This window comes from Nonomuraea gerenzanensis (genome assembly GCF_020215645.1).
Classification (GTDB): domain Bacteria; phylum Actinomycetota; class Actinomycetes; order Streptosporangiales; family Streptosporangiaceae; genus Nonomuraea; species Nonomuraea gerenzanensis.
On record NZ_CP084058.1, the window covers coordinates 844,776 to 870,122 of the forward strand.

Consider the following 25,347-nt stretch of genomic DNA (forward strand, 5'->3'; position numbering starts at 1 on the left):
GAAGGTCAAGTGGAGTTGCGATGCGAATCGGGGAGCTGAGCCGTCGGACGGGTGTCCACGCTCACCAGTTGCGTTACTACGAGGCCCAGGGGCTGCTGCAGGCGGAGCGCGGCGCGAACGGCTACCGCGACTACGACGAGAGCGCGGTGCTGCGGGTCAAGCAGATCCGGCACCTGCTCGGGGCCGGGCTGTCGTCGGAGGACATCGCGTACCTGCTGCCCTGCGCCGTCGGCGAGGCCCCTGAGCTGCTCGGCTGCCCCGAGCTGCTGACGGCGATGCGGTCACGGCTGCAGCGGCTCGACGACCAGCTGGCCCGGCTCGCCCGCTCCCGGGGCGCGCTGGCCGACTACATCGAGGCGGCCGAACGTACGGGCCGCGAGACCTACCCGCCCTTCGACCACCCCGGCCTGGACCCCGCCTGCGGCAGCGCGGCCTAGCTCGTGGAATTCGGCTCGTAGTCCTGGACGAGGAGCCCGAGCAGCACCTCGTCCAGGAACTCGCCCATCACCCACGCCGAGGAACGCAGCACCCCCTCGCGCACGAACCCGTTCCGCTCGGCGGAGCGCAACATCGCGACGTTGTCCGCCAACGTCTCGATCTGCAACCGGTGCAGGCCGCGCACGACGAACCCGTAGTGGCACAGCACCGCCACCACGTCGGTGCCGTAACCCTTCCCACGAGCGGACGGCCGCAGCCCAAGCCCGATGTGCGCCATCCGGTTGTGCGGGTCGATGCCCCACAACGTCGCCGTACCGGCCAGCGCGCCGCCGTCCAGCTCCACCACGGAGAACGCGGCGTACCCCTGCGCCTTGTCGTCCACCGTGACCAGCGACTCCTGGGAGCCGGGGGTGATCGGACGCCAGGGGCCGGCCTGGGCCCGCGAGTGGGTGACCACGTCGTCGTAGAGCTCGGCCTGCAGGATCGGGATGTCGTCCTCGTGCCGGGCCCTGAGCCCGACCTTACTGCCCTTCAGCATGCGAGATTCCTAGCCGACGGGGCCGACCGGCGGCAAACCCATACCCTCGATGGGTGATCTATGTCTTCGACGTCGGAGAGACGATCCTGCGCGATGACCGCTACTGGGCGTCGTGGGCCGACTGGCTCGGCCTGCCCCGCCACACCCTCTCGGCCCTCGTCGGCGCCGTCGTCGCCCAGGGGCGGGACAACGCCGACGCGGTCCGGCTGCTGCGTCCTGGCATCGACTTGGACGCTGAGTACGCCGCTCGCGAGGCGGCCGGGCGTGGTGAGCGGGTCGAGGAGGAAGATCTCTACCCCGACGTCCGACAGGCGTTCACCGCGCTGAGAGCGGCCGGTCACCAGGTGTTGATCGCCGGAAACCAGACGGCTCGCGTCGCAGAGCTGCTGGACGCGCTCGATCTGCCGGTGGATGGGATCGCCACCTCGGGTCAGTGGGGTGTGGCCAAGCCGGATCCGGCGTTCTTCGCCCGCTTGGTGGAGTTCGCCGGCGCTCCGCCGGGTCAGATCGTGTACGTGGGCGATCATCCGTTCAACGACGTCACCCCGGCCAAGGCTGCAGGTCTGCGGGCCGCGCACGTACGCAGGGGACCGTGGGGTCATCTGTGGGCCGATGGGCCGGAAGCCGCGGCGGCTGACTGGCGTATCAGTAGTTTGATCGAGCTAGCCGGTATCGCCGGTTGAGCCGACCCTGGAAAGGCTGTAATCAAGCGACTACAGTACGTGTGGGAACGTCTCGTACAGGAGTCGCCACATGCCCTCGTCTCCCCACGACAGGCTTGGCAGGCGTGTCGCCTACCACCGGAGCGTCGCCCGACTGACACAGCAGCAACTGGCCGACGCAGCCGACATCCATGTCGGCACGTTGCGGAAGATCGAGCAGGGCAGACGACGCGCCGGTGACGCGATCGTGGAGTCGATTGCGGTTGCCCTCCAAGTGGACCCCGCGCTACTGACGACTGACCGCGAACGAGCGGGTTCTCGAATCAAGGCGGCGATCCCGGCTCTGTCGGCGGCGATCGCCAGCTACGACGTCCCGAATGATGGGCCTGTACGCCCCCTGCCCCTGCTGCGTGGTGCTGTCGCCGAAGCGGTGACCTGGCGGCTCGCCGCCCAGTACGTCCGGATCACCCAGCAGCTGCCCGAGCTACTGGGCGAGCTGTTCCGCGCGCTCCAGACGGCGCAGGGGCAGCACCGGCCGGATGTGGCGAGACTCGTGGCGTCCGCGTGCCGGTCGGCGGACGCGGTCGCCTACAAGTTCGGCGCCTACGACCTGAGCGCCCGGTTCATCGAGGTGATGCGTTGGGCCGCGCCGCAAGCCGAGGACGACATCCTCGACGCGACCATCGCCTATGTCCGTGCTGAGACGTTCTTCGCCGCCCGTGCTCACGAGAGCGGGCTGCGCGCGCTGGAAACGGCGATCGACGCGTCGGCTGTCCCCGACGGCCCGCCGGCCATCGCGGCACGGGGAGCCCTCCACATGCGGGCCGCAGTCATCGCAGGCAGGGCCCAGGACGCGGATGCGGCCAACACTCATCTGGCAGCGGCTCGCCAACTGGCTGACCAGGTGCCCGAGGCCAGCTACTCGGGAACGGCGTTCGGGCCGTCCTCCGTCCGCGTTCATGAGGTGTCCGTCGCGGTCAGTTCAGGAAAGGTGCAGGTGCAACGCGCGCTAGAGGTCGCCCGCGGGTGGACGCCGCCGCCGGAACTGCCTGCCGAGCGGCGCAGCGGCTTCTACATTGAACTCGCCCGGGCACAACTCTGGTCCGGCCTGCCCGACGACGCGTTCGAGTCGCTCCAGGTGGCGCGGCGGATCGCGCCGCAGCATACGCGCGATCATGCATGGGTCCGCGAGGACGCTGCGACGCTGCGCAGGCTCAAGCGCGGTGACGCCGGGAGCCTCACCAGCTTCGCCGAGTGGTGTCACGCCACCTGAAGCTCAGTGACCCTCGCTGGGTCACTCATGACCCCGCATGCGCGCGACCATCCTCCTGACGGCTCGACGACAGAGAGGACCCGCGCATGACGAGGCCAACGGTGGTGCCGCACTCCGGGAACTCGGTGGATGGCCGCGGCCGAGTGCCGTACATGGTGACGTCGCTCGATGCCGCAGAGCAGTTGCAGCGGGAGCTGGAGCACCTCGGCATTGCCAGCGATGTCCATGACGGGTACGGGCTCGCGCTGGTGTCCGTGTGCGTCGGCCTCGTCGTGTGGTGCGACTGCGAGAGGTTCTGGTGGCGTACGGGCTGGGACGTCATTCGGAAACGGGCCCTCTACGCCTGGCATCCCGCTCTGGAGCCCGCAAGAGCCGCGAGTCGGCTGGCCCACTGTTACGCGGACGTGCACGCACCCCGCCCGGTTCCGACTCTGATCGCGGGGCCACGAGCGTGACCGTGACGCAGGTGATCAAGGCGTTTCCCGGGTGGCAGATCTACGACCTGGCAGGTGGCTGGGCGGCCGTCCGTACGCACTTGGTGCCCAGGACCAGCGAACTGTCCAACGTACGCTGTGGCGAAACCTTGGAAGAGCTCGTCAGGAACCTCGAAGCCGAGACCCGGGCATAGCTAGCCGCGCCGGGCACCCTCGGGCCAGATCACCCGTACGGATACCGCCCGCCGTCGTGCCTCGGCCACCACGTCAGCGGTCCCGCCGTACCCCCGGGCGGGCTGCCCGTCCCAGACCGTGCACAACACCTCGGCGCGGTCGAGCATGCGCACGTTGGCCGCCATGGGCGACTCGGCGGTGGATGCGACGAACTCCAGCCGATACGTCCGTGCGGCACGCCCCAGCAGCTCGTCGTACGCGACCCGGCACTCGCCTGGCAGGCCGGCGCGGTACTCCTCGGCGGGGATCACGGCCTCCAGCGTTCCGTCAGGAGGGCGGTCTCCTCCGGCAGACCCGGGTGACCGGAGATCGCGATGCACACCATGATCCCCCTGAGCAGAACGTTCGTCGAAGGATCGCAATCAGGCGCTCCTACCCCTGACGAGCGCCACCGTGACCCTGCCATCGTCCCCCGGCATGAGCCACTTCACCACCACCCCCGGACATGTGGGAAGTTCCCCCCGAAGTCCGGCAGTCGATTGCGGCGACCCGGCCCACCCACTTCCATGGGTCGCATGACCGTCACTCGCGAGGAGATCACCGCTGTTCTCGGCCGCTATCTCGCCGCTCACCCTGACCGCGCCGCCGACGTCGAACTGCTGGAACAGGCCCTGGCAAGGGGCGGGCAGGACCTCGCCTCCCGCAAGACCCTGCCCCTGCACGTCACCGCGAGTGCCGCGGCCATCGACGACACCGACCACGTCCTGATGATCCATCACCGCGCGCTCAACCGCTGGCTGCTGCCGGGCGGGCACGTCGAGCCCGAGGACCACAGCCTGTACGGCGCGGCGCTGCGCGAACTGGAGGAGGAGACCGGGCTGCCGTGGCGACACGCCGTCTCCCCGCCGGCGCCCGACTTGATCCCCGTGGACATCGACGTGCACTACATCCCCGCCAACCCGTCCAAGGGGGAGTCCGCCCACCTGCACGCCGATTTCCGGTTCGGGTTCCGGGTGCAGCCGTCCGCCATCACGATCCAGGCCGAGGAGGTGACGGCGTTCGCATGGAGGCCGCCGACGGATCTGCCGACGCCGCGCCTGGCCGCGAGCGTCGCCGCAGTCTGATGACGTCGTCAAGCACGGCCGCCGGCACAAGAGTTCTTCGGTCAAGCGCCGCTACCGGCGGCGGCGGGTTGCCAGCCGTACGACGAGGAACACCAGTGCGCCGATCACGAGCAGCTGGATGAGCTCCGGGACGCCTAGATTCATGCTTCTCCTTGTGCCAGAGGCGACACACAGGAAACGTACGAGGCACAAGCGAGGTTCCTGCCGCCCACGATGAGGCTGGCAGGTGCGAGCACCAACCCCACGGTGCTAGATCTTGGTCTGGCCCCACAGCAACAGCATGACCAGCACGAACACGATCACCACACCGGCATAACCTATCGGCCCCAGCCGGATCGCCCGGCGCACGCGGTTGAGCAGCCAGGCGAACAGCAACGCCAGAAAAATCAGGAGGATCAGGCCGCTGTCCATATCGTCCAGTATGCGGCCCGATCCGGCCCGGCGGGTGGGTAGTCAGAAACCGAACGATCTGCCGATGATCTCCTTCATGATCTCGGTGGTGCCGCCGTAGATCGTCTGGACGCGGCTGTCGAGCCACGCCTTGGCCACGGGGTACTCGGTCATGTAGCCGTACCCGCCGTGCAGTTGCAGGCAACGGTCGATCACCTTGGTCTGCAGCTCGGTCGTCCACCACTTGGCCTTGGCCGCGTCCACGGCCGTGAGCTGCCCGGCGTTGAGCGCGAGGATGCACTTGTCCACGTAGTGGCGGGCGATCTCCGTCTCGGTGGCCAGCTCCGCGAGCACGAACCGGGTGTTCTGGAACGAGCCGATGGTGCGGCCGAACGCCTGGCGGGTCTTGCAGTACTCGATCGTCTGCTCCAGCACCGCCTCCGCCGCCGCCACGGCGCCCACGGCGATCGACAGGCGTTCCTGCGGGAGGTTGTGCATGAGCTGGTAGAAGCCCTCGCCGTCCTTGGGGCCGAGGCGGTTGGCGGCGGGGACGCGTACGTTGTCGAAGAACAGCTCGGCGGTGTCCTGCGCCTTCAGCCCCACCTTGTCCAGGTTCCGCCCGCGTACGAAGCCGTCCATGCCGCGCTCCACCACGATCAGCGTGGTGCCCCGCGCGCCCGCCTCCGGGTCGGTCTTGGCCACGACGACCACCAGGTCGGCGTTGATGCCGTTCGTGATGAACGTCTTCTGGCCGTTGACGACGTAGTGGTCGCCCTCGCGGATCGCGGTGGTCCTGATCCCCTGCAGGTCGCTCCCGGCGCCGGGCTCGCTCATGGCGATCGCCGTGATCAGCTCGCCGGACACGAAGCCGGGCAGCCAGCGCTGCTTCTGCTCGTCGTCGGTGAGATCCACGACGTACGGGGCCATGACGTCGTTGTGCAGCGAGAAGCCCAGCCCGGTGGCACCGATCCGGGTGATCTCCTCGACGATCACGGCGTTGTAGCGGAAGTCCTTGACGCCCGCGCCGCCGTACTCCTCCGGCACCGCGAAACCGAACATGCCCAGCTCGCCGGCCTGCTTCCAGACCTCGCGCGGGACGATGCCGTCCTTCTCCCACTGGGGGTGGTGCGGGGCGACCTCGCGGGCCAGGAAGTCGCGCACGGTCTCCTGGAAGAGGAGGTGCTCGTCGTCGAAGAGGTCACGCTGCATCGGTCGCCTCCGCCTTGCAGAATAGGATTCTGTTACCGGAAGGTATACCCGGCGCGGGGGGCTGGGGACACGGGTTCATCACAAGTGCTGGAAGTCGCGATTTTCGGCATGTGTTGCGGGTGTTTCGACTCTAAGATCTACCCTCGGTCTGGTATGTGGGGGATCGGAGTCTCCGTGAGTCGGTGGCACAAGGCGTTATTCGCCGCATCCTTGGGCATGGCGGCATCTGCTGGGTTGGTCGTGACCTCCTCGATTCCCAGCCAGGCAGAGACGTCGCTCGTGATCAAATACCGATGCACGGGGGGCATCGCAGGCTCCGGCGTGGATCTGGAAGCGCGCATGACGCCGCAGGTCACGGCCGGACGAATGGATGTCCGCTGGGACATGTCGTACAAGAGTGTGCAGCGGTTCGGCTCGCCGGGCTTCTTCCCTGCGGGCTCCATCCTGAGCCTCGAGGGCGTGGTGAAGGCCAGCGGTGCCTGGAACGGTCAGCTCGAGCCTCGCGGGGACAAGTCCCAGGGGCAGCTCGTTCCGGGAAGCTACCTGGACCTGCCCGAGGGGCTGACAGACGGCGCGGCGCTCGACCGTTCGGGCACCATCCGCTTCGAGCCCGCCGGGTTGCACCTCAAGTTCACGCCCGCCGAGGGCGACGTGAAGGTCAACAGCGACGACTCCACGGACATCCAGTACACCGGGTCGTGGCAGTGGGAGTACACCGCGGCGACCTACGACGACTACCAGAAGGACATCCGCTGGACGGAAGGGCTGGACGCCACCGCCAAGCTGGACTTCCTCGGCACCAAGGTGTCCTACATCGGCCGGCGTGAACAGGACCTCAGCAAGATCAGGGTGAAGATCGACGGCCAGGAAGTCACCTCGGGCCTGGTCGAGCCAGGCAAGGACGGCAGCGGCGCGCCCATGACGGGCACCAAGAGCCAGGAAGTGCTCTGGACCTCGCCGCAGCTCGAGTACGGGCCGCACACCATCGAGATCACCAACACCGAGAGCAAGCGCGCCTACCTGGACGCCTTCCAGGTGTTCATCGGTGACGTGCCCGGGCCGCCGGAGTACGACAAGGCGGCCTGCGCCATGCTGAACGACCCGGGCGCCATCGACGTGACCATCCCGGGCAGCACGCCCACGGACACCAGCTCGCCGAGTCCCACGGACAGCAACACCGACGACCCGGATGACCCCGACGATCCGGACGACCCCGACGACCCGAACGACCCGGACCCCGACCCGGACGACAACGGATCCGACCACGACGGCACCATCGGCGGCGACCAGGTCAGAGTCGTCACCCCGACGACCACCAGCACCACCACGGCAACGGTCACCCCGACGAACACCGGCCCCACGGCGACCAAGTACTACCGCGCTCAGGTGGCCAACACCCCCAGCGGCGGCGTGGAGACCGGTGTGGCACCGGACGAGGAGCAACCCCCGTACGGGCTCATGGCCGGCGGCATGGCGCTGGTGATGGGAACCGCCGGCGGCGGGCTGCTGCTGCGACGGCGTAAGGCCGAGCACGCGGGAGGAGCGCACTGATGGAGGAGCAGCAGCAGGAGAGGACGCCGATGCAGCGGGCGCTGCCCGGGCTGCTCATCGCCGGCTCGCTCGGCGGCATCGGCCTGGTCATGGTGAGCCTGCTCTCGCTGGCGCCGCCCCCGGTGGACGACGGCTCAGGCGCGGGCGAGCCGCTCGCCGCACCCCAGGGTGCGCCGTCCACGCTGGAGATGTCGAACGCGGGCGCGTTCATCCTCCCGCCGACGGTCGGCCCGGGGGGCAAGGACGTCCCCCTGACCCCGGCCCGCCTGGACGCGCCGCCCCCGCTGGCGGCAGCACCGGTGGTGCCGGCGATCCCGAAGGCCACGACCAAGGCGGGCAAGGCGGCGCCCAAGCCGATCCGGATCAAGATCCCCAAGATCAAGGTGAACGCGCCGATCGGCTCGGTCACGGTGAACAAGAAGGGCGTGCTGGGCACGCCCCCGCTGAGCAAGCCCAACCGGACCGGCTGGTACAAGGGCTCGCCGGTGCCGGGGGAGACCGGGCCGGCGATCATCAACGGTCACGTGAGCACGCGGTCGGGTCCCGCTGTCTTCGATCGGCTGCGGGAGCTGGCTAAGGGTGACCAGATCTACGTGTATCGGTCGGACGGTAAGGTCACCCGGTTCACGGTGAGCGGGATCGAGCAGGCCAGCAAGAACTCGTTCCCGACGAAGCGAGTGTACGGCAACACCAGCAACTCTCAGCTCAGGCTCATCACTTGCGGTGGGGTCTATAACAAGACGACTCACCACTACACAGACAACATTGTTGTGTACGCAACGTTGTCTAAGAAGAAGGGGTGATGGGGAAAGTTGGGGTGGATTTGGCGGTTTACGGGAAGTTGACAGGGACAGTTCGTAGGATCTCAACCTAACCGTGACCAACGGCTGGAATTCTGGCACGACTGTTGAGCTGGCTTTGAAACGGAGAAGGACCCGTGCTTATGTCCCCGGTGGGGCGCCGCCTAGCCCATACGACCGCGTTGGGGCTTGCTAGTACGCTGGTCCTCTTTGTTTGCTCGGTCCTGACTCTGTCATCCCCAGCTAATGCTGCAGCGGACAAGACGATGGAGGTCACCTATACCTGTGCTGCGGGTGGTGCCTTCGCGGCAGGCGACGTCAAGGTCACAATCACAGCACCTGACACTGTGGCGCCCAGTGGGACGGCGTCCATCAAGTGGACTTTGCCGACATTCCAAGCAACGCAGGCGTTCACGGCGAGCACGCAGGTCCTGATCGAGGGGAACCTCGTGGTCGGTGGCGGTGGCACACCCGCTGCCCTGCAGAAGACACACACTGGCACAGTCTCAAGCGGTAACTCCTACACTCCGTCGCCTACCACCATGGAGGCCACGGTGACCGCGCCGAGCACTGCCGGCACGATGACGATCACTGCGGGCACGGCGACCAGTACTCCCAAAGGCCTGAAGCTGACTGCAACGCCAACGGGTGGCACGGCAAGCGTCACTGAGTGCACGTTCAAGTCTGTTACGCCTACAACGGGCATCTCGATCACCGTCCAAACGGGCGGCGGCGGTGGTGGCACCAACGACGACGTCGTCGCCTACGTCTGCGACGTCCCCACCGGCACCACCGACACGAACTACCCCACCGAGGCAGACGTCGACATCAAGGTCGTCATGACGCCGCCCACCACCGCCTCAGCCAACGCCGACGCCTCCATCACCTGGACCGGCACCATCCAATCCACAGGCGACGCACTGGTAGCCCCCGCAGCCTGGCCCGCGACAGGCGCCAAGCTCTTCGCCACCATCAAGGCGAGCGGCGCCGGAGCCCCTGCCACCGCAACCGGCGAAGGCTCCTTCACGACCACCATCACGCCGGGCTCGGACATCACCACCCTGCCCAGCGTCACCATCAAGGTGAAGCCCACCTCCACAGGCACTGTGTCCCTGACCGCAGGCGACCTCGCCTTCGGCACCAGCGCCACCAGCCCCGTGCTCAAGTGCACCGCCCCGACCACCGGTCTCAAGGCGTACACCTTCACGGTCGGCAACGGATCGACCAGCCCGAGCCCGAGCCCCACCCCCACGACCACCACCCCCCGCCCCACCACCACCCGCACCTCCACGGTGACGATCACCCCCACCACCAGCACCACCAAGAAGTCCCAGACCCCCAAAGCAGGCGCGGACACCGGTGCAGGCGGCACGATGGGCCCAGACGGTCGGCTGTTCATCCTCACAGGCACAGCCCTGGTAGGCGCAGCCGCGGTGGGCGGGCTGATGATGCGACGCCGTTCGATCAAGGGCTGACGGATCGTGTCGGGCTACTATCCGTACGGCGGCCAAACCAACACACCCCCGCCCTCCCAGGACAAGGGCAGCACCGCACTCAGAGCGGTCCTGATCACGGCCGCGATAGCGGGCGTGGTGACGGTCGTGGCGGGCCTGCTGATCGTCCTCAAGTCCCCCGAGGAGTACGGCCTGCAGAGCAGCAGGGACACCCTGAACCTGCAGGCCCAGCCGAAGCAGTTCGCCCAGCCGGAGCAGGCGTGGTTCCAGGCGCCGGCGAACGTGCCGCCGCCGCTGCCGCAGATCACCCCGGCGCCGCCGATGCTGCCGTCCACCCCGATCAGGCTCGTGATCAAGCGTCTGGGCATCAACGCCCCCGTCCAGTCCGTCGGGCTGAAGAGGGACGGCACCATCCAGGTCCCCCCGTCGGAGAACCACAACCTGGTCGGCTGGTACCGGAACATGTCCACCCCCGGCGAGGTGGGCCCCGCGGTGCTGCTCGGGCACAAGGACACCCGGACGCGCCCCGCCGTCTTCGCCCGCTTGCCGGAGCTCAAGAACGGCGACACCATCGAGGTCAAGCGCCAGGACAAGACGACCGCGGTGTTCACCGTCGGCGGGGTGGAGCAGGCGGACAAGAAGACCTTCCCGACCCAGCGCGTGTACGGGGAGCAGCAGAACGCCCAACTGCATCTCATCACCTGCGGTGGCGCCTACGATCGGACCACCGGGCACTACACGGACAACGTCATCGTGTACGCCACGATGACGAGCTCTTACAGAAGCTGAGCGCGGAGGCGGGCATGGGCTGGATGGCGAAGCGGAGACTGCGTACTGGCCCCACGGCGGCACTGCCCGCCAAACCGGACACCGGCGAGCTGTTGCGCCTCGTCCAGCTCGCGGACCCGAACGCCAGGCTCGACGGCGACGACATCGTGGCGGTGGACGTGCGCGTGCACGCCCCGGTCGAGGCAGACAAGGACCTGACCGGCGGCGAGCTGGAGCAGGCGTGGGCCGTCCGGGTGGCCGCCGAGGGGCCGCTGCCACTGGACTTCTTCGACCGCTACCTGGCCGAGGGGCTGGCCTTCCGGCTGGGCGGGCTGGCGGTGTGCCGGGGCGAGGTGAGCGATCCGGCCGACGACAGTGTGCAGAGCGGTCCTGCGGTGATTCTGCCGGTACGTCCCACCGCCGAGGAGCTGGCCCCCCTGTTGCAGCAGGACGAGGACGACGAGTTCACCTTCACGGCCGGCGACATCCGGGCGGGGCTGGTGCCGCAGAAGGGGCAGCCGCCGGCCGTACAGGAGCTGCTGCCCTTCGCGACCGAGCTGACGGCGATCGAGCTGCGCGGCGACGACCAGGTGAAGCTGGGCGCGCTCGCCCTGGAGCTGTCGGAGGCGCTGAACGGCATCCCCGTGGACCGCTGGCGCTTCCGGATCGACGCGCCGGAGGACCTCGTGGCACCGGTCTCAGAAGACGCGGCGGAAGACGCGCGGGAGGACGCACCGGAGGACGTCGTAGCCCCGACGGAACCTGCGCCCGAATGACGTTCTGTTGTACGCTGCCCCTAGTAACCGAATAATGCTCGGTTTCCAGGAGGCACTGTGGCAGAGGCGTACATCGTCGGGGCGGTCCGCACCCCGGTCGGAAAGAAGAAGGGCGGTCTTTCCACCGTCCACCCCACTGACCTGGCCGCTCACACGCTGAAGGCGCTGATCGACCGCACCGGCGTCGACCCGGAGGCGGTCGAGGACGTCATCATGGGGTGCGTCATGCAGTTCGGCCCCCAGAGCATGGACATCGCGAGAAATGCCTGGCTGTCGGCCGGTCTGCCCGAGACCACCGCCGGTGTCACCATCGACCGGCAGTGCGGCTCCTCGCAGCAGTCGATCCACTTCGCCGCGCAGGGCGTCATGTCCGGTACCCAGGACCTGGTGGTGGCCGGCGGCGTCGAGTCGATGAGCATCGTGCCCATGGGCTCGTCGATCACGGCCGCCCTGGAGAAGGGCATGCCGTTCCCGTTCGGCGAGAAGTGGGTGGAGCGGTACGGCAAGCAGGAGATCTCGCAGTTCCGCGGCGCGGAGCTGATGTGCGAGAAGTGGGGCTACACGCGGGAGGTGCTGGAGCAGTTCGCGTTCGAGTCCCACCAGCGCGCCGCCAAGGCCATCGCCAACGGCTACTTCAAGGACCAGATCGAGCCGATCAACGGCGTCGAGGACGACGAGGGCCCCCGGGCCGACACGACGCTGGAGAAGATGGCCGGCCTGAAGACCCTCAAGGAGGGCGGCCAGATCACCGCCGCCACCTCCTCGCAGATCTCGGACGGCTCGGGCGCCGTGCTCATCGCCTCCGAGCAGGCCGTACGCGACCACGGGCTGACCCCGCGCGCCCGCGTCCACCAGCTCGCGCTCATGGGCGACGACCCCGTCTACATGCTGACCGCGCCGATCCCCGCCACCCAGCGGGCGCTGAAGAAGGCCGGCATGTCGATCGACGAGATCGACGTGGTGGAGATCAACGAGGCGTTCGCGCCGGTGCCGCTGGCCTGGATGCACGAGCTGGGCGCCGACCCGGCCAAGGTCAACCCGAACGGCGGCGCCATCGCCCTGGGCCACCCGCTGGGCGGCACGGGCGCGATCCTGATGACCAAGCTGCTGCACGAGCTCGAGCGCACCGGCGGCCGGTACGGCCTGCAGACGATGTGCGAGGGCGGCGGCCAGGCCAACGTCACCATCATCGAGAGACTCTGAGGCAAAGCGCGAGCGCCGCCCCGGGCGTAACAGGGGGGCGGCGCTCGCCTAACTACCATCCCGGTAGTTGCTCTATCTGCCCTTCGGCGGGATGCGGCGCGGCGGCGCGATGGGCCGCTGCGGCATCTTGGGCATCGATCGCACCACGGGTAGCGTGGGGCGGCCTTTTTGCTTGTTCGAGCGTGCACGCATACGAAGCTCCTCTACCTGGTCCGGAAGTCGGCGGATGACGATTGCTTGCTTGCGAATCACTGGTAAAGGCGCATGTCCATGAGGCTACGAGGACGCCTGAGGCACCCGCAACCGAATTATCGGACGCGCGTCAGGAGCAGTCGGCGCCGGTCACGGTCCAGGTCGACGATGGAGACCTGGACGGAGTCGCCCGGCTGGACGTCCTCGGTGGGGACGAGCCCCTCGACGCCGTCTGCGATCCTGACGAACACCCCGAACGGGACAACCTTGGTGACGACGCCCGGGAACTGCTGTCCTACTTTGGCCTCGTCGGCGAACACCTGGAACGGGTCCGGTCGCAGCGCGCGCAGGGAGAGCCTGGCCTCGCCGTTGTAGGTGTCGAAGGCGAGCACCTCCCCGCGGACGCGCTGCCCGACGCCGACGACCTCGCTCACCTGCTCGAAGTGTTTCCAGGACAGCTCGGGGATCGTCACGAACCCGACGCCGGGATAGGTGGGGTGCGGTGGGCCTTCGTCCAGGGCGATGAACACCCCGAAGTTCTGGATGTCGGCGACGCGGCCGGTGAGCACGTCCCCCGCGCGCAGGCCCTTCAGGAACGTCCAGAGGTGTGGATGCTCGGTCGCCGCCAGGGACAGCCAGATCCGGCCCTCGTCGACGGAGACGACTTCGGCGGTGACGCGCTGCCCGACCTCCGCCGCGTCGGCGCGGGTGCCGTGCCAGGGATAGTCCCTGATGTGCGCGGGTGTCGAGGCGAGGTCTCCGTCGAGCCGGATCCGTGGCCCGAACGGCCGCTCGTCCGCCACGACCGTCCCCGACACGAGGTCGCCCACGGCGTCGTGGTCAGGTCGGCCGGGCAGGTCCGCGTCGCACACCGCGCAGTGGAAGTGATCGTCCTTCACGATGTTGAGCTGACCGCACTGCGGGCAGCGGCGGAAGACGATCGGTGCGGTGAAGGTTCCGGGGTGATCGAGGCCGGCGCCGAAGTGTCCGGGTCTTCGCTGAGGTGCTCCAAGGACGCGGATTCGCGGCGGAGCTGGTCGAGGTCGGCCAGGAAGTCCATCGGGTCCTCGAACCAGGCGTTCGCGCCATCGAAGGGTGGCCAGGCTTTCGCGGCCAGGAGGTCGAGCAGCAGCTCGGGCAGGGGCAGGCCCCGGACATGAACCTGCGAAGGGCGCATGTCGCACAGACTCCCACGATCGGGCTTCTGCCGGGAGTCGGCCGGTGTCCCGGGATGGGACGGGCGCGTCCCAGATCAGGAACAGGGATGGAACGCCTTACGGACGGACACGCGCTCCGCGTGTCACAAGGACTGCTCGAAGGAGCGAATGTGCGCCGACTACTCCTGTCCGTCTTCGCGGGGCTGGCGTCCCTGCTGTCCCTGGTGGCGGCACCGGCGGCGGCCTCCCAGGCCGTGGACTTCCCGTTCACCACGATCGCCAGCAACGCGGTCGGCACTCCCAGGTGCTTCGGCCCGCTCAACCTGGGCAACGCCGACGGCACCCCGATCGTGTTGATGGACTGCAACCAGTTCTGGCGCGGCTTCGCGCACGTCAGCACGCCGGACAACTCGATCCGTCACTTCGGCGGCAAGTGCCTCAGCATGGCCACCACCAGTGCTCCCGTGCCGCTGAACACGCCGTTGGTACTGCGGGACTGCAGCCGGGTGGCACTGGGTGACCAGCAGTGGATCTTCTGGGCGGTGCAGCCGGGCGGACTGGACGGTCGCTGGGTCCTGCGCAACCCGGGGTCTTTCAGATGTGCGGGGCTGCTGAACAACGGCACGGGCATCGGCACGCGGCTGGTTGTGCAGCAGTGCGACTTCAGGTTGGGGCAGCAGTGGCTGTTGCCGCCGGGGGAGCGGCCGTCGAAGTACGGCTTCGGCTTCGATGACGGGACCACGGTCTGAGCCGCTTCGATGGAACGTCTTGCGCCGCGATGCCGCCCGAAGGCGTCGCGGCGCTAGGCGTGCCGAGGGCCCTGGCGAGCGGCCGTCGGTGGGGCAGCTACCGTGCGTTGCCTTCGAGCAGGTCGGCCCACAGTCTCTTCGCCCTTGTGTCGCGCAGCCACGGGCTTTCGCTGATTGAATCACCGGTGGCCTTTCGCTCGGTCCGGCGGATGTAGCCCAGGCCGCCCGCGGCGCACAGCTCGTACGTGGTTCGCCGGCAGTCGCAGGTGTGGGCCCGGACGCGGGTGGAGGCGGACCGGCCCACCGACTCCAACCAGTCGATCCGGGCGTGCCCCTCCTTAAGGGGCTTGGGGTGCGGGCCGTGATAGTCCTCGATGCTCATACCGATCTCCCAACGCGGTCGTCAGGTGGCGGGGCGGCGGATCGGGCAGGGATGGGAGACGTGCCGGTTGGGGCAGCAGATCACGCCGATCGTGACGAACCGGCCACCCTGCAGCCATTCGCCCCACTGCACGTCCACTCCTCTGGACAGCAGATCGACGGCGGTCTCCAGCCGTTCCTCCAGCGGCACCCGCTCGGGCAGCAGCAGCAGGTCGCGCGCCTTGGCGTACTCGGCGGCCATCCACCCGGCCGCGCGGCGGGGCTCGTCGAAGGTACGGGTGATGCGCGCCGCCGGCTTGGCCAGCCAGTCACCGGTCCGCATCGGCGGCACCAGCGAGGAGGGGAAGTCCGGCGAGGCCGGACGGCGCTCGGCCTCGTTGCCCCGGTCGACTCCGGGGCCGGTCCACTGGTAGGCGTGCCAATGCATGGTCGGGCGCTCCCGTAGAGTGCGAGGGGATGGCGGGCCCTGCTTGCTTGGATCAGGCAGGGCCCGCCGTCCTTCGGGGTGACGCTCAGATGGTGGCGAGTCCGGCGGCGCGAAGCTCGTCACCGGTGAAGCGGAGGGTCCCGGCGTCCGGGTTCTTCGAGTCACGCAGGGCGTAGGCGTCCTTCATGCCGGGGATCGGGGCGATCAGGACACAGCTTTCCCCGTCCTCGTTCTGTTGATTGCCGCCGCACAGCCTGGTGAACGGCACCTCGTCGAGGGTGCTGCCGTACAGATCCGTCATCTTGCCTCTTCCTTCGAGTTCGCTTCGGCGGTGTACACCGAGAGCAAGCTGGCGATTACACAAGGCAGCGTAGAGCAACCTAGGCCGACCTGTACATACCTAGGTTGGTCTCGTCATGTACCGTTCGGTCTATGTATGGAGGTTGGTGACGGTTTAACGTGCGCCCCGTGATGTTGCCTGACAAGCCCTGGTCGGCCGACGACTGGAATCCAGAGTTCTACCGGTATGAGCAGATCGCCGACTGGATCGGAGCACGCATCGAAGCCGGCGAATATCGACCCCGTACGGTGCTGGCTGAGATACAGCTTCAGACGTACTTCGGGGTCGGCCGGGCGACCATCCGTAAAGCGTTCGCGATCCTTCGTGAACGTGGGCTGATCATCACCAAGCCGGGGAGAGGATCCGTCGTTCTTCAACGTGAGGACGACGGTAAGTCCACATGACCCGAAGTCGTGCCGGTGGCTACCTGGCGCGTCCATCCAAAAGGCCGTTCCACAGCCGCTGCGCCTTCGACGTGTGCATCCATGGGCTCTCCCGGACCCGGTCGCCGGCAGAGGTCCGCTGCGTCCGGCGAATGTGGCTCAGACCGCCCGTCGCGCACAGTTCGTACGTGGTGAGCTCCTGATTGCAGGTGTGCGCCTGCACGCGGATGGAAACGGCTCTGTCCGTGGGCTTGCACCAGTCGATCCGGATGTAGCCCTCCTTTGGCGGGTTCGGGTGCAGGCCATGGAAATCCTCCAGGCTCATACGGGCCTCCAGGCAGTACCTCGACGGGTGGGGCCCGGATCAACGGACGGGCACCACCTCGGGACGGCGGAAACAGCGTGACGTCACGTCGCTTAGTGTGGCATGCATGGGTGTCTTAAACCATCCCTACGTACGTTAGGGTGCATCAGGGTGTCCCTATGCCTCCTGTAATGCACCATAAGATGCTTGGCCGCATGCATCCGAGTCGGTCGAAGTGGCGGCAGGCGTACGCCGCCATCGTGGAGAGAATCCGCACAGGCAAGCTTCAGCCCGGCGATCGGGTGCCGACGGTGCACGAGTTGATGGTCGAGTGGGGGATGTCCAACACGGTCGCGCAGAAGGTCCACCGGGCGTTGCGTGAAGCGGGCCTGGTGGAGACGGAACCAGGCACCGGCTCATATGTGCTTGAGGGCGCTGCCGAGAAGCTCCAGGCCAAGGAATCCGACGAGGCGCCGCCATCCAGCTAGATCGAAGGCTCTCGCTGCTGCTGCCGATGCCTTCTCGAAGGGGAGAGGAGGTAGCTGTGGACTTCGGCCCTGATGGCCAGACTGATCACGAAGGTCCCGTCACGCCGTACCGACAGCTTGCCTCGATCCTCAAAGTGCGGATCGAACGCGGCGACTGGCAGCCGAACCGGCCGATCCCGTCCGAGGCGAGGCTCGCAGGCGTACGGACTGGCGCGCACCACCGTCCGCCGGGCCATCGCGATGCTCGTTGAGGAAGGGGTGTTCTTCGTGGTGCCTCGGCGCGGTACTTTCGTCGTCCCATCGCCTGAGCACGGGGAGACGTGGGCCGCGACATCCATGCAGTGAGCGGTACATCAGCGAGGTCCGTCGTCACCCTCCTTGAGTTTCGTGAGCCTGCTCGTGTCCGTGCTGCCATATTGGATGTGCAGGCAGGCCAAGGCGGAGGGAGGGGACATGCGGCCCTCAGGTTGGAGCAACACCTCGGCCCCCTACATCCGCCCTCGCCCCGACGGGGAGCCTGACGCGTGGACCGAGGAAGCCGCTCAGCGAGGCCATGTCGGTACGAACGAGCTGCGCGAAGTCGGTGAGATCCCAGCCCCTGCGGACATCGCCCGCGACCTGAACATCGAGGGACAGCCGCAGCAGGTCGTGGTCCGGCGTCGCATCGTGCTCCTCGACGGGGTGCCGATCGAGCTCGCCGACTCCTACTACCCGGCCTCGATCGCCCGTGGCACACCACTCGCGCAGCCCGGCAAGATCCGTGGCGGTGCTGTGCGGTTGCTCGCCGAGCTGGGGCACCGGGCGCGCAAGGTGGAGGAGACGGTGAGCGCCCGGCCGGCCACGGCGATCGAGCGGGACCTGTTGGGGCTCGATGCGGCCGAGTGGGTGCTGGTGCTTCGCCGCGTCACCCGTGACGACGCCGGAACTCCGTACGAGAGCACCGTGATGACCATGGTCGCCGGCGGTCGTGAGCTGCGTTACGAGCACGAAGAAGGCTGATCCCCGGTTCACACCTGGGCGGCCGAGATGACCAGGTCCAGCGCCTGACGGGACTCGCTCAGATCCCGCATCGCCTGATCGATCCGCTCACGTTCCTGCCGAAGCCGCCCCACCACGTCCGGGCAAGTCGGCGCCAACCGCTCCCCCCGAGCCTCCACACACGGCAGCACAGCGGCGATGGTCGAGGTGCTGAGCCCGGCGGAGAGCAGGCAGCGGATGCGGCGCACCGTCTCCACGTGCGCCTCCGTGTACTCGCGGTACCCGCTGGGCAGCCGCGACGGACTCAGCAACCCCTGCTCCTCGTAGTAGCGCAGCAGCCGCTCACTCACCCCGGTACGCCGGACGAGCTCACCGATCCGCATCCCCACCTCCACCCCCACACGACTTGACTCTGACATACATGTGAGACTTTAGCGTTCCCGCATGAAGAAGAGTCTGCTCGTGCCGATCGTGCTCATGGTGAGCGTGTTCGTGGTCGGCACGTCCGAGTATCTGATCGCCGGGTTGCTGCCTCAGGTGGCAGCCGACCTGGACGTCTCCGTGTCCACGGCCGGGCAGGCCGTGACGGCGTACGCGCTGGGGGTGGTCGTCGGCGGGCCGCTGGTGACGATCTTGACGGTGCGGTTGCCGCGCAAAGGGCTGGCGCTGGGGCTGCTGCTGCTGTTCGCCGCCGGGAACGCGGTGTGTGCGGCGGCCGGGTCGTACGAGGTGCTGATCGTCGGCAGGGTGGTCGCGTCGTTGAGTCATGCGGCCTTTCTGACGCTGGCGCTGATGGTGACGACGCGGGTCGTGGAGCCGCAGCGGGTCGGGACGGCGATCGCGGCCGTGGGGTCTGGGTTCTCCGTGGCGACCCTGCTCGGGGTGCCGCTCGGGGTGCTGATGGGGGAGAGCGCCGGGTGGCGGACGCCGTTCGCCGTGCTGGCGGGGCTGGCGCTGGCCGTGACCGCGTTGCTGGCCGTCGTGCTGCCGAGGCAGGAGGCGGCCGTCACCAGCGTGCGGGAGGAGGTCGCCACCGTGCTGGGGCGGCGGGTCCTGGTGGTGATCGCCACGACGGCGGTCGGGCTGGCGGCGACCTCGACCGTGTTCACCTACCTGGCGCCGACGCTCACCGAGATCACCGGGTTCGGGGCGGCGGCGGTGTCCACGTTGCTGCTCGTGTACGGGGTCGGGAGCCTGATCGGGGGGTTGGTGGCGGGACGGCTGGCCGATCGGTCGCTGGCCGCCACCGTGCGGGGCACGTTCGTCGGGCTGGCCGTGGTGCTGGCCGTCTTTCCGTTCGCGGTGCCGTGGGCCGGGTCCGCTGTGGTGGCCGTGCTGGTGTTCGGGTTGCTGACCTCGGCCACCACGCCGGTGTTGCAGAGCCTGGTGCTGCGGCATGCCGGGCGGGCGCCGACGCTGGCGGTGTCGGTGAACGTGTGCGCGTTCAACATCGGCATCGCGGGCGGGTCGGCGCTCGGTGGTGGGCTGGTGGCGGTGGATGGGCTGCGGTGGCTCGGGCTGGCCGCCGCCGTGCTGAGTCTGGCCGCTCTGGCGATCAGCTACGCCGCCGTCCCACGCAGGGAAAGCCGGGAGAGCCCGGAGAGCCCGGAGAGCCTGACGGGTTCCCCGGCCTGAAGCGCGAAGGCCGGGGAATCCGGGTCAGCCGACCTGCGCAGGGGCTGAGGAGTCCGGGTCAGCCCAGCTGCGTCGGGTCCTGCTCAGGGACGCACGGCGCGACAGCGCCCTGGATCACCTCGGCCTTGAGCTGCGACTTGACCGGCCCCTTCGGGTTCTCGGTGAACTCCAGCACCACCGTCTGCCCCTCCGCGACCTGCCGGGGATCGATGTCGAACCCCTTAGCCCCCGGCCTGGCCACCTTGTAGTGCACGGACTTGCGCCACTCCTCCGGAGTGTCGTACCCGCCGCCGACGAGCGCGCCCCGATCGTTCCGGCACTTGGTGTAGGGCTTGAGGTAGGTGACGTCGGCCGTCACGCCGAACTCCTTGAGGTCCTGCTCCAACTGCTCGGCGTCCCTGAACTCCTTGATCTCCACCGTGACGGTGCCGTTGGCGTTCTCGCTCACCGCGTACGCCGGCTCGGGCCCGGTCAGCAGCGGCACCGCCACCGCCGCCACGGCCGCCAGCCCGGCCACCGCCGCCCCCGCGAACAGGCGGCGGCCGACGCGGCGGCTGCGTTCGTTACGGGCGGCCAGCTCGGTCTTGAGGTCCATCAGCAACTGCTCCTCGAATCTCATCGTGGGTTTCCTTCCATGACGAAGGGCAGGTCGCGAAGGGCCTTGCGGGCGCGGTGCAGCCGCACCATGGCGGTCCCCGGCCGGATTCCCAGTGCCATCGCCGCCTCCGACGGCGTGAGCTGCTCCAGGACCACCAGCTCCAGGACGGCGCGTTCCCCGTCCGGTAATCCGGCCATGGCCTCGAAGGCCGCCCTGGCGGGCTGTTCCGCGTCTATCTGCTCCTCCAGCCGGGACACGTCGTCGCCGTCGAGCGGACGCCGCCCGCTCACGCGGTACGTGAGCTGGGACTCCCGCAGCGCCCGCCGCCGCTCGGACGACAGCGTGTTGCGCGCGACGCCGTACAGCCACGCGATCTCGCTGCCCTTGCCCGGGCGGTAGGTGTGCGCCGAGTCGAGCACCGCGAGGAACACATCGGCCACCAGGTCGGCGACCGTGTGCGGGTCGTCGACCCGGCGCGACAGGAACCGCGTGACAGCGTCGATGTGCCGCCGGTAGAAGGCTTCGAACGCCACGGGGTCGGTGGCGAGCTTCCCCCGCTTGAGACGCACCGGCCTTGCTCCCTTCGTCGATCTACACCCGTACTTGGTGAGAACCGACGCGAGGCTTACAAGCCACGTCACACCAGTTGCTTCTCGAACCCCGTCACCATGGCGATCAGCCCGGAGTCGAACCACTGGTCGTAGAAGGCGCGGGCCGCCGGATCCACCGCCTCCCCGGTGCCGACCTGGGCCAGAGCGTGACCCAGCACGTACACGCCGACGGACTGGACCGCCGTGATCGCGTCCTGCGCCCCGATGCCGGCCGCCTCGAAGCGGGACAGCAGCCCCGTGAGCAGTTCGAGCCCCAGCTCCACATCGACCGGGTGGGTGGCGAGCAGCGGGACGGCACGTGGGTGGGCCAGCAACATCCGCCGGTAGGCCACCCCGAACCCGGTCAGCGCCTCGGGCCAGGCAGGCTCCGGCGCGTGGTCGGCCACCGCCTCGGCGAACAGCCGGTGGACCACCCCCGACAGCAGCGCGTCCCGGTTCGGGAAGTGGCGGTAGAGGGACATCGCCGCGACGCCCAGCTCGGTGCCGAGGCGGCGCATGGTCAGCGCCTCCAGCCCCTCGTCGTCCAGCACCTCGACGGCCGCCGCGACGATGCGTTCTGTGGTGAGCACGGCAGGCCGCCCCGCCCGCCTGCGGTCCGGAGTCATGCGTTCAGCGTAGTGACGAGCATGATCAGGGACAGCGCCCCCACCACCATGTGCTGGACGTCCGGGACCACGCCGTGCCCCTCGGCGGGCAGGATCTTCAGCGTGCGGGCGTACTCCCGCTGGTAGAGCTCACGCTGCGCGGCCGAGGCCCGCCAGAGGTAGGGCAGCCACCAGTGGTAGAGGTGCCCGGCGAGGATCAGCACGCAGATCCCGGTGGCGGCGGCCAGCGACCAGGGCCGCCCGTGGGCGACCCCGGCCGCGACGAGTAACGGGAACGGATAGTTGATCGCCCCCGCGAGGGCCCGGCCGCGCACGTTGGCCCCGGTCAGGTCGTTGAGCGGGAACATCGGCACCCAGTCAGTGACGACCAGCCAGGCGAGCCAGACGAGCGGGACGACGATCGCGACGGTGTGCATGACTGCCTCCGGACTTATTTGTGTACCTTGTAAGCTTACACAGTACACAAATCCGGGCGACTGTCATGGCCAAGCCGGCCAGGGCCGCGACCAGCACGGCGACCGACAGGGGCGCGGGAAAGTAGGTGAGCTGGGCCCACGTGACCGTCCGCCCGTTCACCAGCACGGACACCAGATCCGGATACCCCGCCAGCACCGCGACCGGGACGAGCGCGGGCAGCAGCCGCAGCCCGATCCGCCACCACGGCCGCCCCGACCGCCGCGCGGCCCAGCGCCGCGCCCGCGCCACCCCCAGGATGCCCAGCCCGGCCGCGACCAGCGCGAACGCCCCCAGCACCGCCTCGAAGAGCTGCCGCTCGCTGCCCGGCCCCTCCGGCGTCCTGCCCTCGCTCATCGCCGTGAGCCCGAGCATGATGTCGTACGTCGGGTCGTACAGCGTCGCGTTGTTGGTCATCACCGCGAACCCGTAGCCCGTCTTGGGCGAGACGGCCTCGACCGCGTTGTAGGTGAACAGGTTCCCGGAGTGCACGAGCTGCCCGCCGTCCTCGATGCCCCACCCCATCCCGTACGGGCGCAGCTTCGACGGCTGGTGCATGGCCGCCAGGCTCTCCCGCTTGACCAGCGGGCTGCCGTCACCCGCCTGCGTGACCAGCCACTTGCCCATGTCGGCGGCGGTGGTGATGACCCCGCCCGCCCCGCTGTCGTCATGGAACCCGGCCAGCTCGGGCCGGGGCAGCCAGGCGCCGAAGAGCGAGTTGTAGCCGTCCGCGACCGGGACGACCTTGTCGGAGATCGCGCTGGACTTCATGCCCAGCGGGCCGAACACCCGGTCGCGCAGATAGTCGCCGAACCGCCGCCCGCTCGCCACCTCCACCAGCCGCCCGGCCAGGTCGTAGTTGACGTTGCAGTACTCGTAGCGGGTGCCGGGCTCGGCGGCGAGCCGGGAGCCGGCCAGGCGGGCGGTGTAGTCGGCGAGCGAGGTGGCCTCCTCCGTGGAGGCGATGTCCACCGTGCGGTCCGACAGGCCGGAGGTCTGGTTCAGCAGGTGCCGTACGGTGATCCGCGCCGCCCGCGGGTCGGCCATCTCGAACTCGGGCAGTTGCGCGGCGACCGGCTCGTCGAGCTTGATCTTGCCTTGGTCCACGAGCGTCATGACCGCCATGGCGGTGAACGACTTGCTCACCGAGGCCACCCGCATCGGGGTGTCGGCGGTCATCGGCCGCCCTTGCGAGTCGTGCCCGTAGCCGGCCGCGTGCACGACCTTGCCGCCGTGCGTGACGACCACGGACAGGCCCGGCACCCCGGTGGACTCCATCGCCTGCTCCAGGTAGGCGTCGATGGCGGCGGGGGTCAGCTCGGGAGCGGGGGCCGGGCTCAGGGTGAGGGCGAGGGCGAGAAGGAGTTTCACGAGGAAGAACCTAGAAAGGCGAGGCCCCCGCCCGGATCCGCCGACCGTCCATGACCGACCCTGACGAAAGTCAGGTGTCTTCGAGCCGCGTCGGCACCGCCTTCTGCACCTGCTGGAACACCACCGACGTCCGGAACCCCACGATCTCCTTGCGCTTGCTCAGCCGGTCCAGCAGGAACCCGTGCAGGTGATCGAGATCCCGCACCCCCACGTGCAGCAGGAAGTCGTCGCCACCGGCCAGCACGAACACGCTCAGCACCTCCGGCATCGCCGCCGCCGACTCCTTGAACGTGTTGATCACCGCCCGGCTCAGCGGCCGGACCTGCACCGAGACCATCGCCTGCACGCCCCGGTTGAGCGCCGCCGGGTCGATGTCGGCGTGGTAGCCGCGGATCACGCCGCGTCTGGTCAGCGCCCTGACCCGTTCCAGGCAGGTCGAGGGCGCGATGCCGAGCTGCCGGGCCAGCTCGCGGTTGGACTGCCGAGCATCCGTTTGGAGCAGCCGTATGATCGCCGAATCAAGTTCATCCATAGGGCCAGGTTCGCACGCCATTCCGGCCATGCGTTCGGCAGGCACCTCATCGCACCGAACGGACGGGCTACGTTCGGCGTCATGAGTGGACATATGGGGGCATGGCATGGCACGGCGCTGCTCGTCGGAGCCGTGCTGGGGCCGGGCATGCTGGTGCTGCCGCACCTGGCCGCCGCCGCGGCGGGGCCCGCGTCGGTGCTGGCCTGGGCGGGGATGCTGGCGCTGAGCGTGCCGGTCGCGCTGACGTTCGCCGCGCTCGGCGCGCGCTACCCCGGCGGCGGGGGCGTGGCCGCCGTCGTCGGGCTCGCCTTCGGCCGCCGCGCCGCCGCCGTGGCCGGCTGGTGGTTCTACGGCGCCGTGCCCATCGGCACGGTGGCGGGCGCGCTGGTCGGCGGCCAGTACGTCGAGGCGTGCCTGGGCGTGGACGCGACCCTGGCCGCGTGCCTCATCCTGGCCGCCGCGTTCGCCGCCAACGCCGCCGGCCTGCGCACGTCGGGGCGGCTGCAGATCGGCTTCGTCGCGCTCCTCGTCGCGCTGCTGGCCACGGCCGTGCTCGTCGCGGCGCCGCACGCCGATCCGGCGAACTTCACCCCCTTCGCCCCGTACGGCCTGGCGGGCGTGGCCGGTGCGGCCGGGGTGCTCATGTTCGCCTTCGTGGGCTGGGAGGCGGCCAGCCACCTGTCGGGCGAGTTCGCCACCAGGAACGGCCTGGTGCGGGCCACCGCGGTCACGCTCGTGGTGATCGGGCTGCTGTACGCGGGAGTCTCCGTCACCTCCGTCGGCGTGCTGGGCGCGGACATGTCCGCCGTGCCGCTCACCGGGATGCTGGAGCTGGGCCTCGGCCCCGTGGCCCGCCCTGTCACCGGGGTGGTGGCGGTGCTGCTGACGTTCGGCGCGGTCAACACCTACATCGCCGGGGCGGCCAGGCTCGGGGCGTCGCTGGCGGCGGACGGGGCGCTGCCGCGCTGGTTCGCCAGGGGCGGGGGGCCGGGGCGGACGCCGTACCGCAGTCTCGGGCTGGTGCTGGCGCTCAGCGTGCCGGTGCTGGTCTGGGCGACCGACCTGGATCTGCTGATGCGCGCGACGTCGGCCTGCCTGGCGGCGGTCACCTCGGCGGGGGTGGCGGCGGCGGTGCGGATGTTGCCGCGTGGCCGGCACCGGACCACGGCCGTCGTGGGGACCGGGATGTCGCTGGTGGGCCTGGCGTTCTGCGGGGCGTACCTGCTGGTGCCCGCCGTGCTGGGCCTGGTGGCACTCGCCGCGATCAGCATCAACCCTCGCCGTTCCTACAAAATCGGGCTATAAACGGCGACAGGGCGCCGTCAGGCGGGCAGTACTCATGAGCACAG

34 protein-coding genes are annotated in these 25,347 nt (G+C 69.0%); 17 read left to right on the forward strand and 17 right to left on the reverse strand.

All coding sequences use genetic code 11. From position 1 onward, the window contains the following. Positions 1 to 20 precede the first annotated feature (20 nt). On the forward strand, positions 21 to 437 hold the full coding sequence (locus LCN96_RS04345) for a MerR family transcriptional regulator (protein WP_225271291.1): 417 nt from the start codon (positions 21 to 23) through the stop codon (positions 435 to 437). Here the strand turns inward: LCN96_RS04345 and LCN96_RS04350 are convergent. Further along, on the reverse strand, positions 434 to 976 hold the full coding sequence (locus tag LCN96_RS04350) for a GNAT family N-acetyltransferase (RefSeq protein WP_225271292.1): 543 nt from the start codon (positions 974 to 976) through the stop codon (positions 434 to 436). The two genes, LCN96_RS04345 and LCN96_RS04350, sit on opposite strands and share 4 nt — an antisense overlap. Before the next feature lie 53 nt (positions 977 to 1,029). On the opposite strand from LCN96_RS04350, the gene LCN96_RS04355 reads away from it, so the two are divergent. Both LCN96_RS04355 and LCN96_RS04360 read left to right on the forward strand, forming a co-directional pair. Next, positions 1,030 to 1,659 carry an HAD family hydrolase gene (locus tag LCN96_RS04355; protein WP_225271293.1) on the forward strand — a complete coding sequence of 210 codons (630 nt, stop codon included), beginning with the start codon at positions 1,030 to 1,032 and terminating at the stop codon, positions 1,657 to 1,659. A 70-nt stretch (positions 1,660 to 1,729) separates the two neighbouring features. Further along, entirely contained in the window at positions 1,730 to 2,911 is a 1,182-nt protein-coding gene (locus tag LCN96_RS04360; protein WP_225271294.1) for a helix-turn-helix domain-containing protein, read from the forward strand. A gap of 628 nt (positions 2,912 to 3,539) precedes the next feature. Here the strand turns inward: LCN96_RS04360 and LCN96_RS04365 are convergent. Next, positions 3,540 to 3,830, reverse strand: a complete 291-nt coding sequence (locus LCN96_RS04365; protein ID WP_225271295.1) for a hypothetical protein — start codon at positions 3,828 to 3,830, stop codon at positions 3,540 to 3,542. Positions 3,831 to 4,094: 264 nt separating this feature from the next. Here LCN96_RS04365 and LCN96_RS04370 point away from each other — a divergent pair, with 264 nt between their 5' ends. Next, the gene (locus LCN96_RS04370) at positions 4,095 to 4,643 is read left to right on the forward strand and encodes an NUDIX hydrolase (RefSeq protein ID WP_225271296.1); all 549 of its coding nucleotides are present in this window, start codon (positions 4,095 to 4,097) and stop codon (positions 4,641 to 4,643) included. A gap of 249 nt (positions 4,644 to 4,892) precedes the next feature. Here LCN96_RS04370 and LCN96_RS04375 read toward each other — a convergent pair whose 3' ends face one another. After that, entirely contained in the window at positions 4,893 to 5,054 is a 162-nt protein-coding gene (locus tag LCN96_RS04375; RefSeq protein ID WP_187415020.1) for a hypothetical protein, read from the reverse strand. Positions 5,055 to 5,096: 42 nt separating this feature from the next. Next, on the reverse strand, positions 5,097 to 6,242 hold the full coding sequence (locus LCN96_RS04380) for an acyl-CoA dehydrogenase family protein (protein WP_225271297.1): 1,146 nt from the start codon (positions 6,240 to 6,242) through the stop codon (positions 5,097 to 5,099). Between the two features lie 384 nt (positions 6,243 to 6,626). Between LCN96_RS04380 and LCN96_RS04385 the strand changes: the two genes are divergently transcribed. The 6 genes from LCN96_RS04385 (at position 6,627) to LCN96_RS04410 (ending at position 12,794) form a co-directional block, all read left to right on the forward strand. Then, positions 6,627 to 7,793, forward strand: a complete 1,167-nt coding sequence (locus LCN96_RS04385; RefSeq protein WP_225271298.1) for a hypothetical protein — start codon at positions 6,627 to 6,629, stop codon at positions 7,791 to 7,793. Continuing rightward, positions 7,793 to 8,596 carry a class F sortase gene (locus tag LCN96_RS04390; protein ID WP_225271299.1) on the forward strand — a complete coding sequence of 268 codons (804 nt, stop codon included), beginning with the start codon at positions 7,793 to 7,795 and terminating at the stop codon, positions 8,594 to 8,596. Before LCN96_RS04385 ends, LCN96_RS04390 begins: the two co-directional genes overlap by 1 nt. Positions 8,597 to 9,135: 539 nt before the next feature. Next, positions 9,136 to 10,068 (forward strand): hypothetical protein, encoded by a 933-nt coding sequence (locus LCN96_RS04395; RefSeq protein ID WP_225271300.1) that lies wholly within the window; start codon positions 9,136 to 9,138, stop codon positions 10,066 to 10,068. Between the two features lie 6 nt (positions 10,069 to 10,074). Next, entirely contained in the window at positions 10,075 to 10,836 is a 762-nt protein-coding gene (locus tag LCN96_RS04400; RefSeq protein WP_225271301.1) for a class F sortase, read from the forward strand. A 23-nt stretch (positions 10,837 to 10,859) separates the two neighbouring features. Next, a complete protein-coding gene (locus LCN96_RS04405) occupies positions 10,860 to 11,591 on the forward strand; it encodes a hypothetical protein (RefSeq protein ID WP_225271302.1) in 732 nt (243 codons plus the stop codon). A 57-nt stretch (positions 11,592 to 11,648) separates the two neighbouring features. Continuing rightward, on the forward strand, positions 11,649 to 12,794 hold the full coding sequence (locus LCN96_RS04410; RefSeq protein ID WP_225271303.1) for an acetyl-CoA C-acetyltransferase: 1,146 nt from the start codon (positions 11,649 to 11,651) through the stop codon (positions 12,792 to 12,794). Positions 12,795 to 13,102: 308 nt separating this feature from the next. Here LCN96_RS04410 and LCN96_RS04415 read toward each other — a convergent pair whose 3' ends face one another. Together LCN96_RS04415 and LCN96_RS04420 are read right to left on the reverse strand one after the other, a co-directional pair. Next, positions 13,103 to 13,885 carry a S1 RNA-binding domain-containing protein gene (locus LCN96_RS04415; protein ID WP_225271304.1) on the reverse strand — a complete coding sequence of 261 codons (783 nt, stop codon included), beginning with the start codon at positions 13,883 to 13,885 and terminating at the stop codon, positions 13,103 to 13,105. Further along, positions 13,882 to 14,163 (reverse strand): hypothetical protein, encoded by a 282-nt coding sequence (locus tag LCN96_RS04420; protein ID WP_225271305.1) that lies wholly within the window; start codon positions 14,161 to 14,163, stop codon positions 13,882 to 13,884. The genes LCN96_RS04415 and LCN96_RS04420 overlap by 4 nt, the downstream gene beginning before the upstream one ends. A gap of 150 nt (positions 14,164 to 14,313) precedes the next feature. On the opposite strand from LCN96_RS04420, the gene LCN96_RS04425 reads away from it, so the two are divergent. After that, the gene (locus LCN96_RS04425) at positions 14,314 to 14,892 is read left to right on the forward strand and encodes an RICIN domain-containing protein (protein ID WP_225271306.1); all 579 of its coding nucleotides are present in this window, start codon (positions 14,314 to 14,316) and stop codon (positions 14,890 to 14,892) included. 97 nt (positions 14,893 to 14,989) lie between these two features. Here the strand turns inward: LCN96_RS04425 and LCN96_RS04430 are convergent, their stop codons facing one another. From LCN96_RS04430 to LCN96_RS04440, 3 genes are all read right to left on the reverse strand, one after another. Then, entirely contained in the window at positions 14,990 to 15,274 is a 285-nt protein-coding gene (locus LCN96_RS04430; RefSeq protein WP_225271307.1) for a hypothetical protein, read from the reverse strand. A gap of 21 nt (positions 15,275 to 15,295) precedes the next feature. Next, on the reverse strand, positions 15,296 to 15,700 hold the full coding sequence (locus LCN96_RS04435) for a hypothetical protein (protein WP_225271308.1): 405 nt from the start codon (positions 15,698 to 15,700) through the stop codon (positions 15,296 to 15,298). Positions 15,701 to 15,785: 85 nt separating this feature from the next. Beyond that, the gene (locus LCN96_RS04440; RefSeq protein ID WP_225271309.1) at positions 15,786 to 16,001 is read right to left on the reverse strand and encodes a DUF397 domain-containing protein; all 216 of its coding nucleotides are present in this window, start codon (positions 15,999 to 16,001) and stop codon (positions 15,786 to 15,788) included. 170 nt (positions 16,002 to 16,171) lie between these two features. Here LCN96_RS04440 and LCN96_RS04445 point away from each other — a divergent pair, with 170 nt between their 5' ends. After that, positions 16,172 to 16,444: a winged helix-turn-helix domain-containing protein gene (locus LCN96_RS04445; RefSeq protein WP_225275920.1), complete on the forward strand. Its 273-nt coding sequence runs from the start codon at positions 16,172 to 16,174 to the stop codon at positions 16,442 to 16,444. Between the two features lie 19 nt (positions 16,445 to 16,463). On the opposite strand, the gene LCN96_RS04450 is transcribed toward LCN96_RS04445, so the two are convergent. After that, a complete protein-coding gene (locus tag LCN96_RS04450; protein ID WP_225271310.1) occupies positions 16,464 to 16,748 on the reverse strand; it encodes a hypothetical protein in 285 nt (94 codons plus the stop codon). A 194-nt stretch (positions 16,749 to 16,942) separates the two neighbouring features. Between LCN96_RS04450 and LCN96_RS04455 the strand changes: the two genes are divergently transcribed. From LCN96_RS04455 to LCN96_RS04465, 3 genes are all read left to right on the forward strand, one after another. Further along, positions 16,943 to 17,215 (forward strand): GntR family transcriptional regulator, encoded by a 273-nt coding sequence (locus LCN96_RS04455; protein WP_225271311.1) that lies wholly within the window; start codon positions 16,943 to 16,945, stop codon positions 17,213 to 17,215. Positions 17,216 to 17,455: 240 nt separating this feature from the next. Next, the gene (locus LCN96_RS57070) at positions 17,456 to 17,560 is read left to right on the forward strand and encodes a hypothetical protein (RefSeq protein ID WP_318528346.1); all 105 of its coding nucleotides are present in this window, start codon (positions 17,456 to 17,458) and stop codon (positions 17,558 to 17,560) included. Positions 17,561 to 17,668: 108 nt separating this feature from the next. Next, on the forward strand, positions 17,669 to 18,214 hold the full coding sequence (locus LCN96_RS04465) for a GntR family transcriptional regulator (RefSeq protein ID WP_225271312.1): 546 nt from the start codon (positions 17,669 to 17,671) through the stop codon (positions 18,212 to 18,214). Positions 18,215 to 18,222: 8 nt separating this feature from the next. Here the strand turns inward: LCN96_RS04465 and LCN96_RS04470 are convergent, their stop codons facing one another. Beyond that, positions 18,223 to 18,576 carry a MerR family transcriptional regulator gene (locus LCN96_RS04470; protein WP_225271313.1) on the reverse strand — a complete coding sequence of 118 codons (354 nt, stop codon included), beginning with the start codon at positions 18,574 to 18,576 and terminating at the stop codon, positions 18,223 to 18,225. A gap of 61 nt (positions 18,577 to 18,637) precedes the next feature. Between LCN96_RS04470 and LCN96_RS04475 the strand changes: the two genes are divergently transcribed. Continuing rightward, positions 18,638 to 19,828: an MFS transporter gene (locus LCN96_RS04475; RefSeq protein WP_225271314.1), complete on the forward strand. Its 1,191-nt coding sequence runs from the start codon at positions 18,638 to 18,640 to the stop codon at positions 19,826 to 19,828. 58 nt (positions 19,829 to 19,886) lie between these two features. On the opposite strand, the gene LCN96_RS04480 is transcribed toward LCN96_RS04475, so the two are convergent. From LCN96_RS04480 to LCN96_RS04505, 6 genes are all read right to left on the reverse strand, one after another. Further along, positions 19,887 to 20,447: a S1 domain-containing protein gene (locus tag LCN96_RS04480; protein ID WP_225271315.1), complete on the reverse strand. Its 561-nt coding sequence runs from the start codon at positions 20,445 to 20,447 to the stop codon at positions 19,887 to 19,889. Then, complete coding sequence (locus LCN96_RS04485) at positions 20,444 to 20,995, reverse strand: RNA polymerase sigma factor (RefSeq protein ID WP_225271316.1); 552 nt, start codon at positions 20,993 to 20,995, stop codon at positions 20,444 to 20,446. The genes LCN96_RS04480 and LCN96_RS04485 overlap by 4 nt, the downstream gene beginning before the upstream one ends. Before the next feature lie 68 nt (positions 20,996 to 21,063). Continuing rightward, positions 21,064 to 21,642, reverse strand: coding sequence for a TetR/AcrR family transcriptional regulator (locus tag LCN96_RS04490; RefSeq protein ID WP_225271317.1), 579 nt, complete (start codon positions 21,640 to 21,642; stop codon positions 21,064 to 21,066). Next, on the reverse strand, positions 21,639 to 22,058 hold the full coding sequence (locus tag LCN96_RS04495; RefSeq protein ID WP_225271318.1) for a hypothetical protein: 420 nt from the start codon (positions 22,056 to 22,058) through the stop codon (positions 21,639 to 21,641). The genes LCN96_RS04490 and LCN96_RS04495 overlap by 4 nt, the downstream gene beginning before the upstream one ends. Further along, entirely contained in the window at positions 22,000 to 23,466 is a 1,467-nt protein-coding gene (locus LCN96_RS04500) for a serine hydrolase domain-containing protein (protein WP_225271319.1), read from the reverse strand. Before LCN96_RS04500 ends, LCN96_RS04495 begins: the two co-directional genes overlap by 59 nt. A 70-nt stretch (positions 23,467 to 23,536) precedes the next feature. Next, positions 23,537 to 23,998 carry an Lrp/AsnC family transcriptional regulator gene (locus tag LCN96_RS04505; protein ID WP_225271320.1) on the reverse strand — a complete coding sequence of 154 codons (462 nt, stop codon included), beginning with the start codon at positions 23,996 to 23,998 and terminating at the stop codon, positions 23,537 to 23,539. A gap of 93 nt (positions 23,999 to 24,091) precedes the next feature. On the opposite strand from LCN96_RS04505, the gene LCN96_RS04510 reads away from it, so the two are divergent. Then, a complete protein-coding gene (locus tag LCN96_RS04510; protein ID WP_225271321.1) occupies positions 24,092 to 25,303 on the forward strand; it encodes an APC family permease in 1,212 nt (403 codons plus the stop codon). The last annotated feature ends 44 nt before the right edge of the window (positions 25,304 to 25,347 follow it).

Coding starts and splice junctions, on each gene's coding strand:
- LCN96_RS04360 (WP_225271294.1), top strand. CDS start 1,730: ATGCCCTCGTCTCCCCACGACAGGCTTGGCAGGCGTGTCGCCTACCAC.
- LCN96_RS04450 (WP_225271310.1), bottom strand. CDS start 16,748: ATGAGCCTGGAGGATTTCCATGGCCTGCACCCGAACCCGCCAAAGGAG.
- LCN96_RS04385 (WP_225271298.1), top strand. CDS start 6,627: ATGTCGTACAAGAGTGTGCAGCGGTTCGGCTCGCCGGGCTTCTTCCCT.
- LCN96_RS04480 (WP_225271315.1), bottom strand. CDS start 20,447: ATGAGATTCGAGGAGCAGTTGCTGATGGACCTCAAGACCGAGCTGGCC.
- LCN96_RS04420 (WP_225271305.1), bottom strand. CDS start 14,163: ATGCGCCCTTCGCAGGTTCATGTCCGGGGCCTGCCCCTGCCCGAGCTG.
- LCN96_RS04430 (WP_225271307.1), bottom strand. CDS start 15,274: ATGAGCATCGAGGACTATCACGGCCCGCACCCCAAGCCCCTTAAGGAG.
- LCN96_RS57070 (WP_318528346.1), top strand. CDS start 17,456: ATGCTCGTTGAGGAAGGGGTGTTCTTCGTGGTGCCTCGGCGCGGTACT.
- LCN96_RS04350 (WP_225271292.1), bottom strand. CDS start 976: ATGCTGAAGGGCAGTAAGGTCGGGCTCAGGGCCCGGCACGAGGACGAC.
- LCN96_RS04455 (WP_225271311.1), top strand. CDS start 16,943: ATGCATCCGAGTCGGTCGAAGTGGCGGCAGGCGTACGCCGCCATCGTG.
- LCN96_RS04345 (WP_225271291.1), top strand. CDS start 21: ATGCGAATCGGGGAGCTGAGCCGTCGGACGGGTGTCCACGCTCACCAG.
- LCN96_RS04505 (WP_225271320.1), bottom strand. CDS start 23,998: ATGGATGAACTTGATTCGGCGATCATACGGCTGCTCCAAACGGATGCT.
- LCN96_RS04380 (WP_225271297.1), bottom strand. CDS start 6,242: ATGCAGCGTGACCTCTTCGACGACGAGCACCTCCTCTTCCAGGAGACC.
- LCN96_RS04465 (WP_225271312.1), top strand. CDS start 17,669: ATGCGGCCCTCAGGTTGGAGCAACACCTCGGCCCCCTACATCCGCCCT.
- LCN96_RS04445 (WP_225275920.1), top strand. CDS start 16,172: ATGTTGCCTGACAAGCCCTGGTCGGCCGACGACTGGAATCCAGAGTTC.
- LCN96_RS04375 (WP_187415020.1), bottom strand. CDS start 5,054: ATGGACAGCGGCCTGATCCTCCTGATTTTTCTGGCGTTGCTGTTCGCC.
- LCN96_RS04470 (WP_225271313.1), bottom strand. CDS start 18,576: ATGCGGATCGGTGAGCTCGTCCGGCGTACCGGGGTGAGTGAGCGGCTG.
- LCN96_RS04510 (WP_225271321.1), top strand. CDS start 24,092: ATGGGGGCATGGCATGGCACGGCGCTGCTCGTCGGAGCCGTGCTGGGG.
- LCN96_RS04435 (WP_225271308.1), bottom strand. CDS start 15,700: ATGCATTGGCACGCCTACCAGTGGACCGGCCCCGGAGTCGACCGGGGC.
- LCN96_RS04475 (WP_225271314.1), top strand. CDS start 18,638: ATGAAGAAGAGTCTGCTCGTGCCGATCGTGCTCATGGTGAGCGTGTTC.
- LCN96_RS04405 (WP_225271302.1), top strand. CDS start 10,860: ATGGCGAAGCGGAGACTGCGTACTGGCCCCACGGCGGCACTGCCCGCC.
- LCN96_RS04395 (WP_225271300.1), top strand. CDS start 9,136: ATGGAGGCCACGGTGACCGCGCCGAGCACTGCCGGCACGATGACGATC.
- LCN96_RS04495 (WP_225271318.1), bottom strand. CDS start 22,058: ATGCACACCGTCGCGATCGTCGTCCCGCTCGTCTGGCTCGCCTGGCTG.
- LCN96_RS04370 (WP_225271296.1), top strand. CDS start 4,095: ATGACCGTCACTCGCGAGGAGATCACCGCTGTTCTCGGCCGCTATCTC.
- LCN96_RS04440 (WP_225271309.1), bottom strand. CDS start 16,001: ATGACGGATCTGTACGGCAGCACCCTCGACGAGGTGCCGTTCACCAGG.
- LCN96_RS04390 (WP_225271299.1), top strand. CDS start 7,793: ATGGAGGAGCAGCAGCAGGAGAGGACGCCGATGCAGCGGGCGCTGCCC.
- LCN96_RS04490 (WP_225271317.1), bottom strand. CDS start 21,642: ATGACTCCGGACCGCAGGCGGGCGGGGCGGCCTGCCGTGCTCACCACA.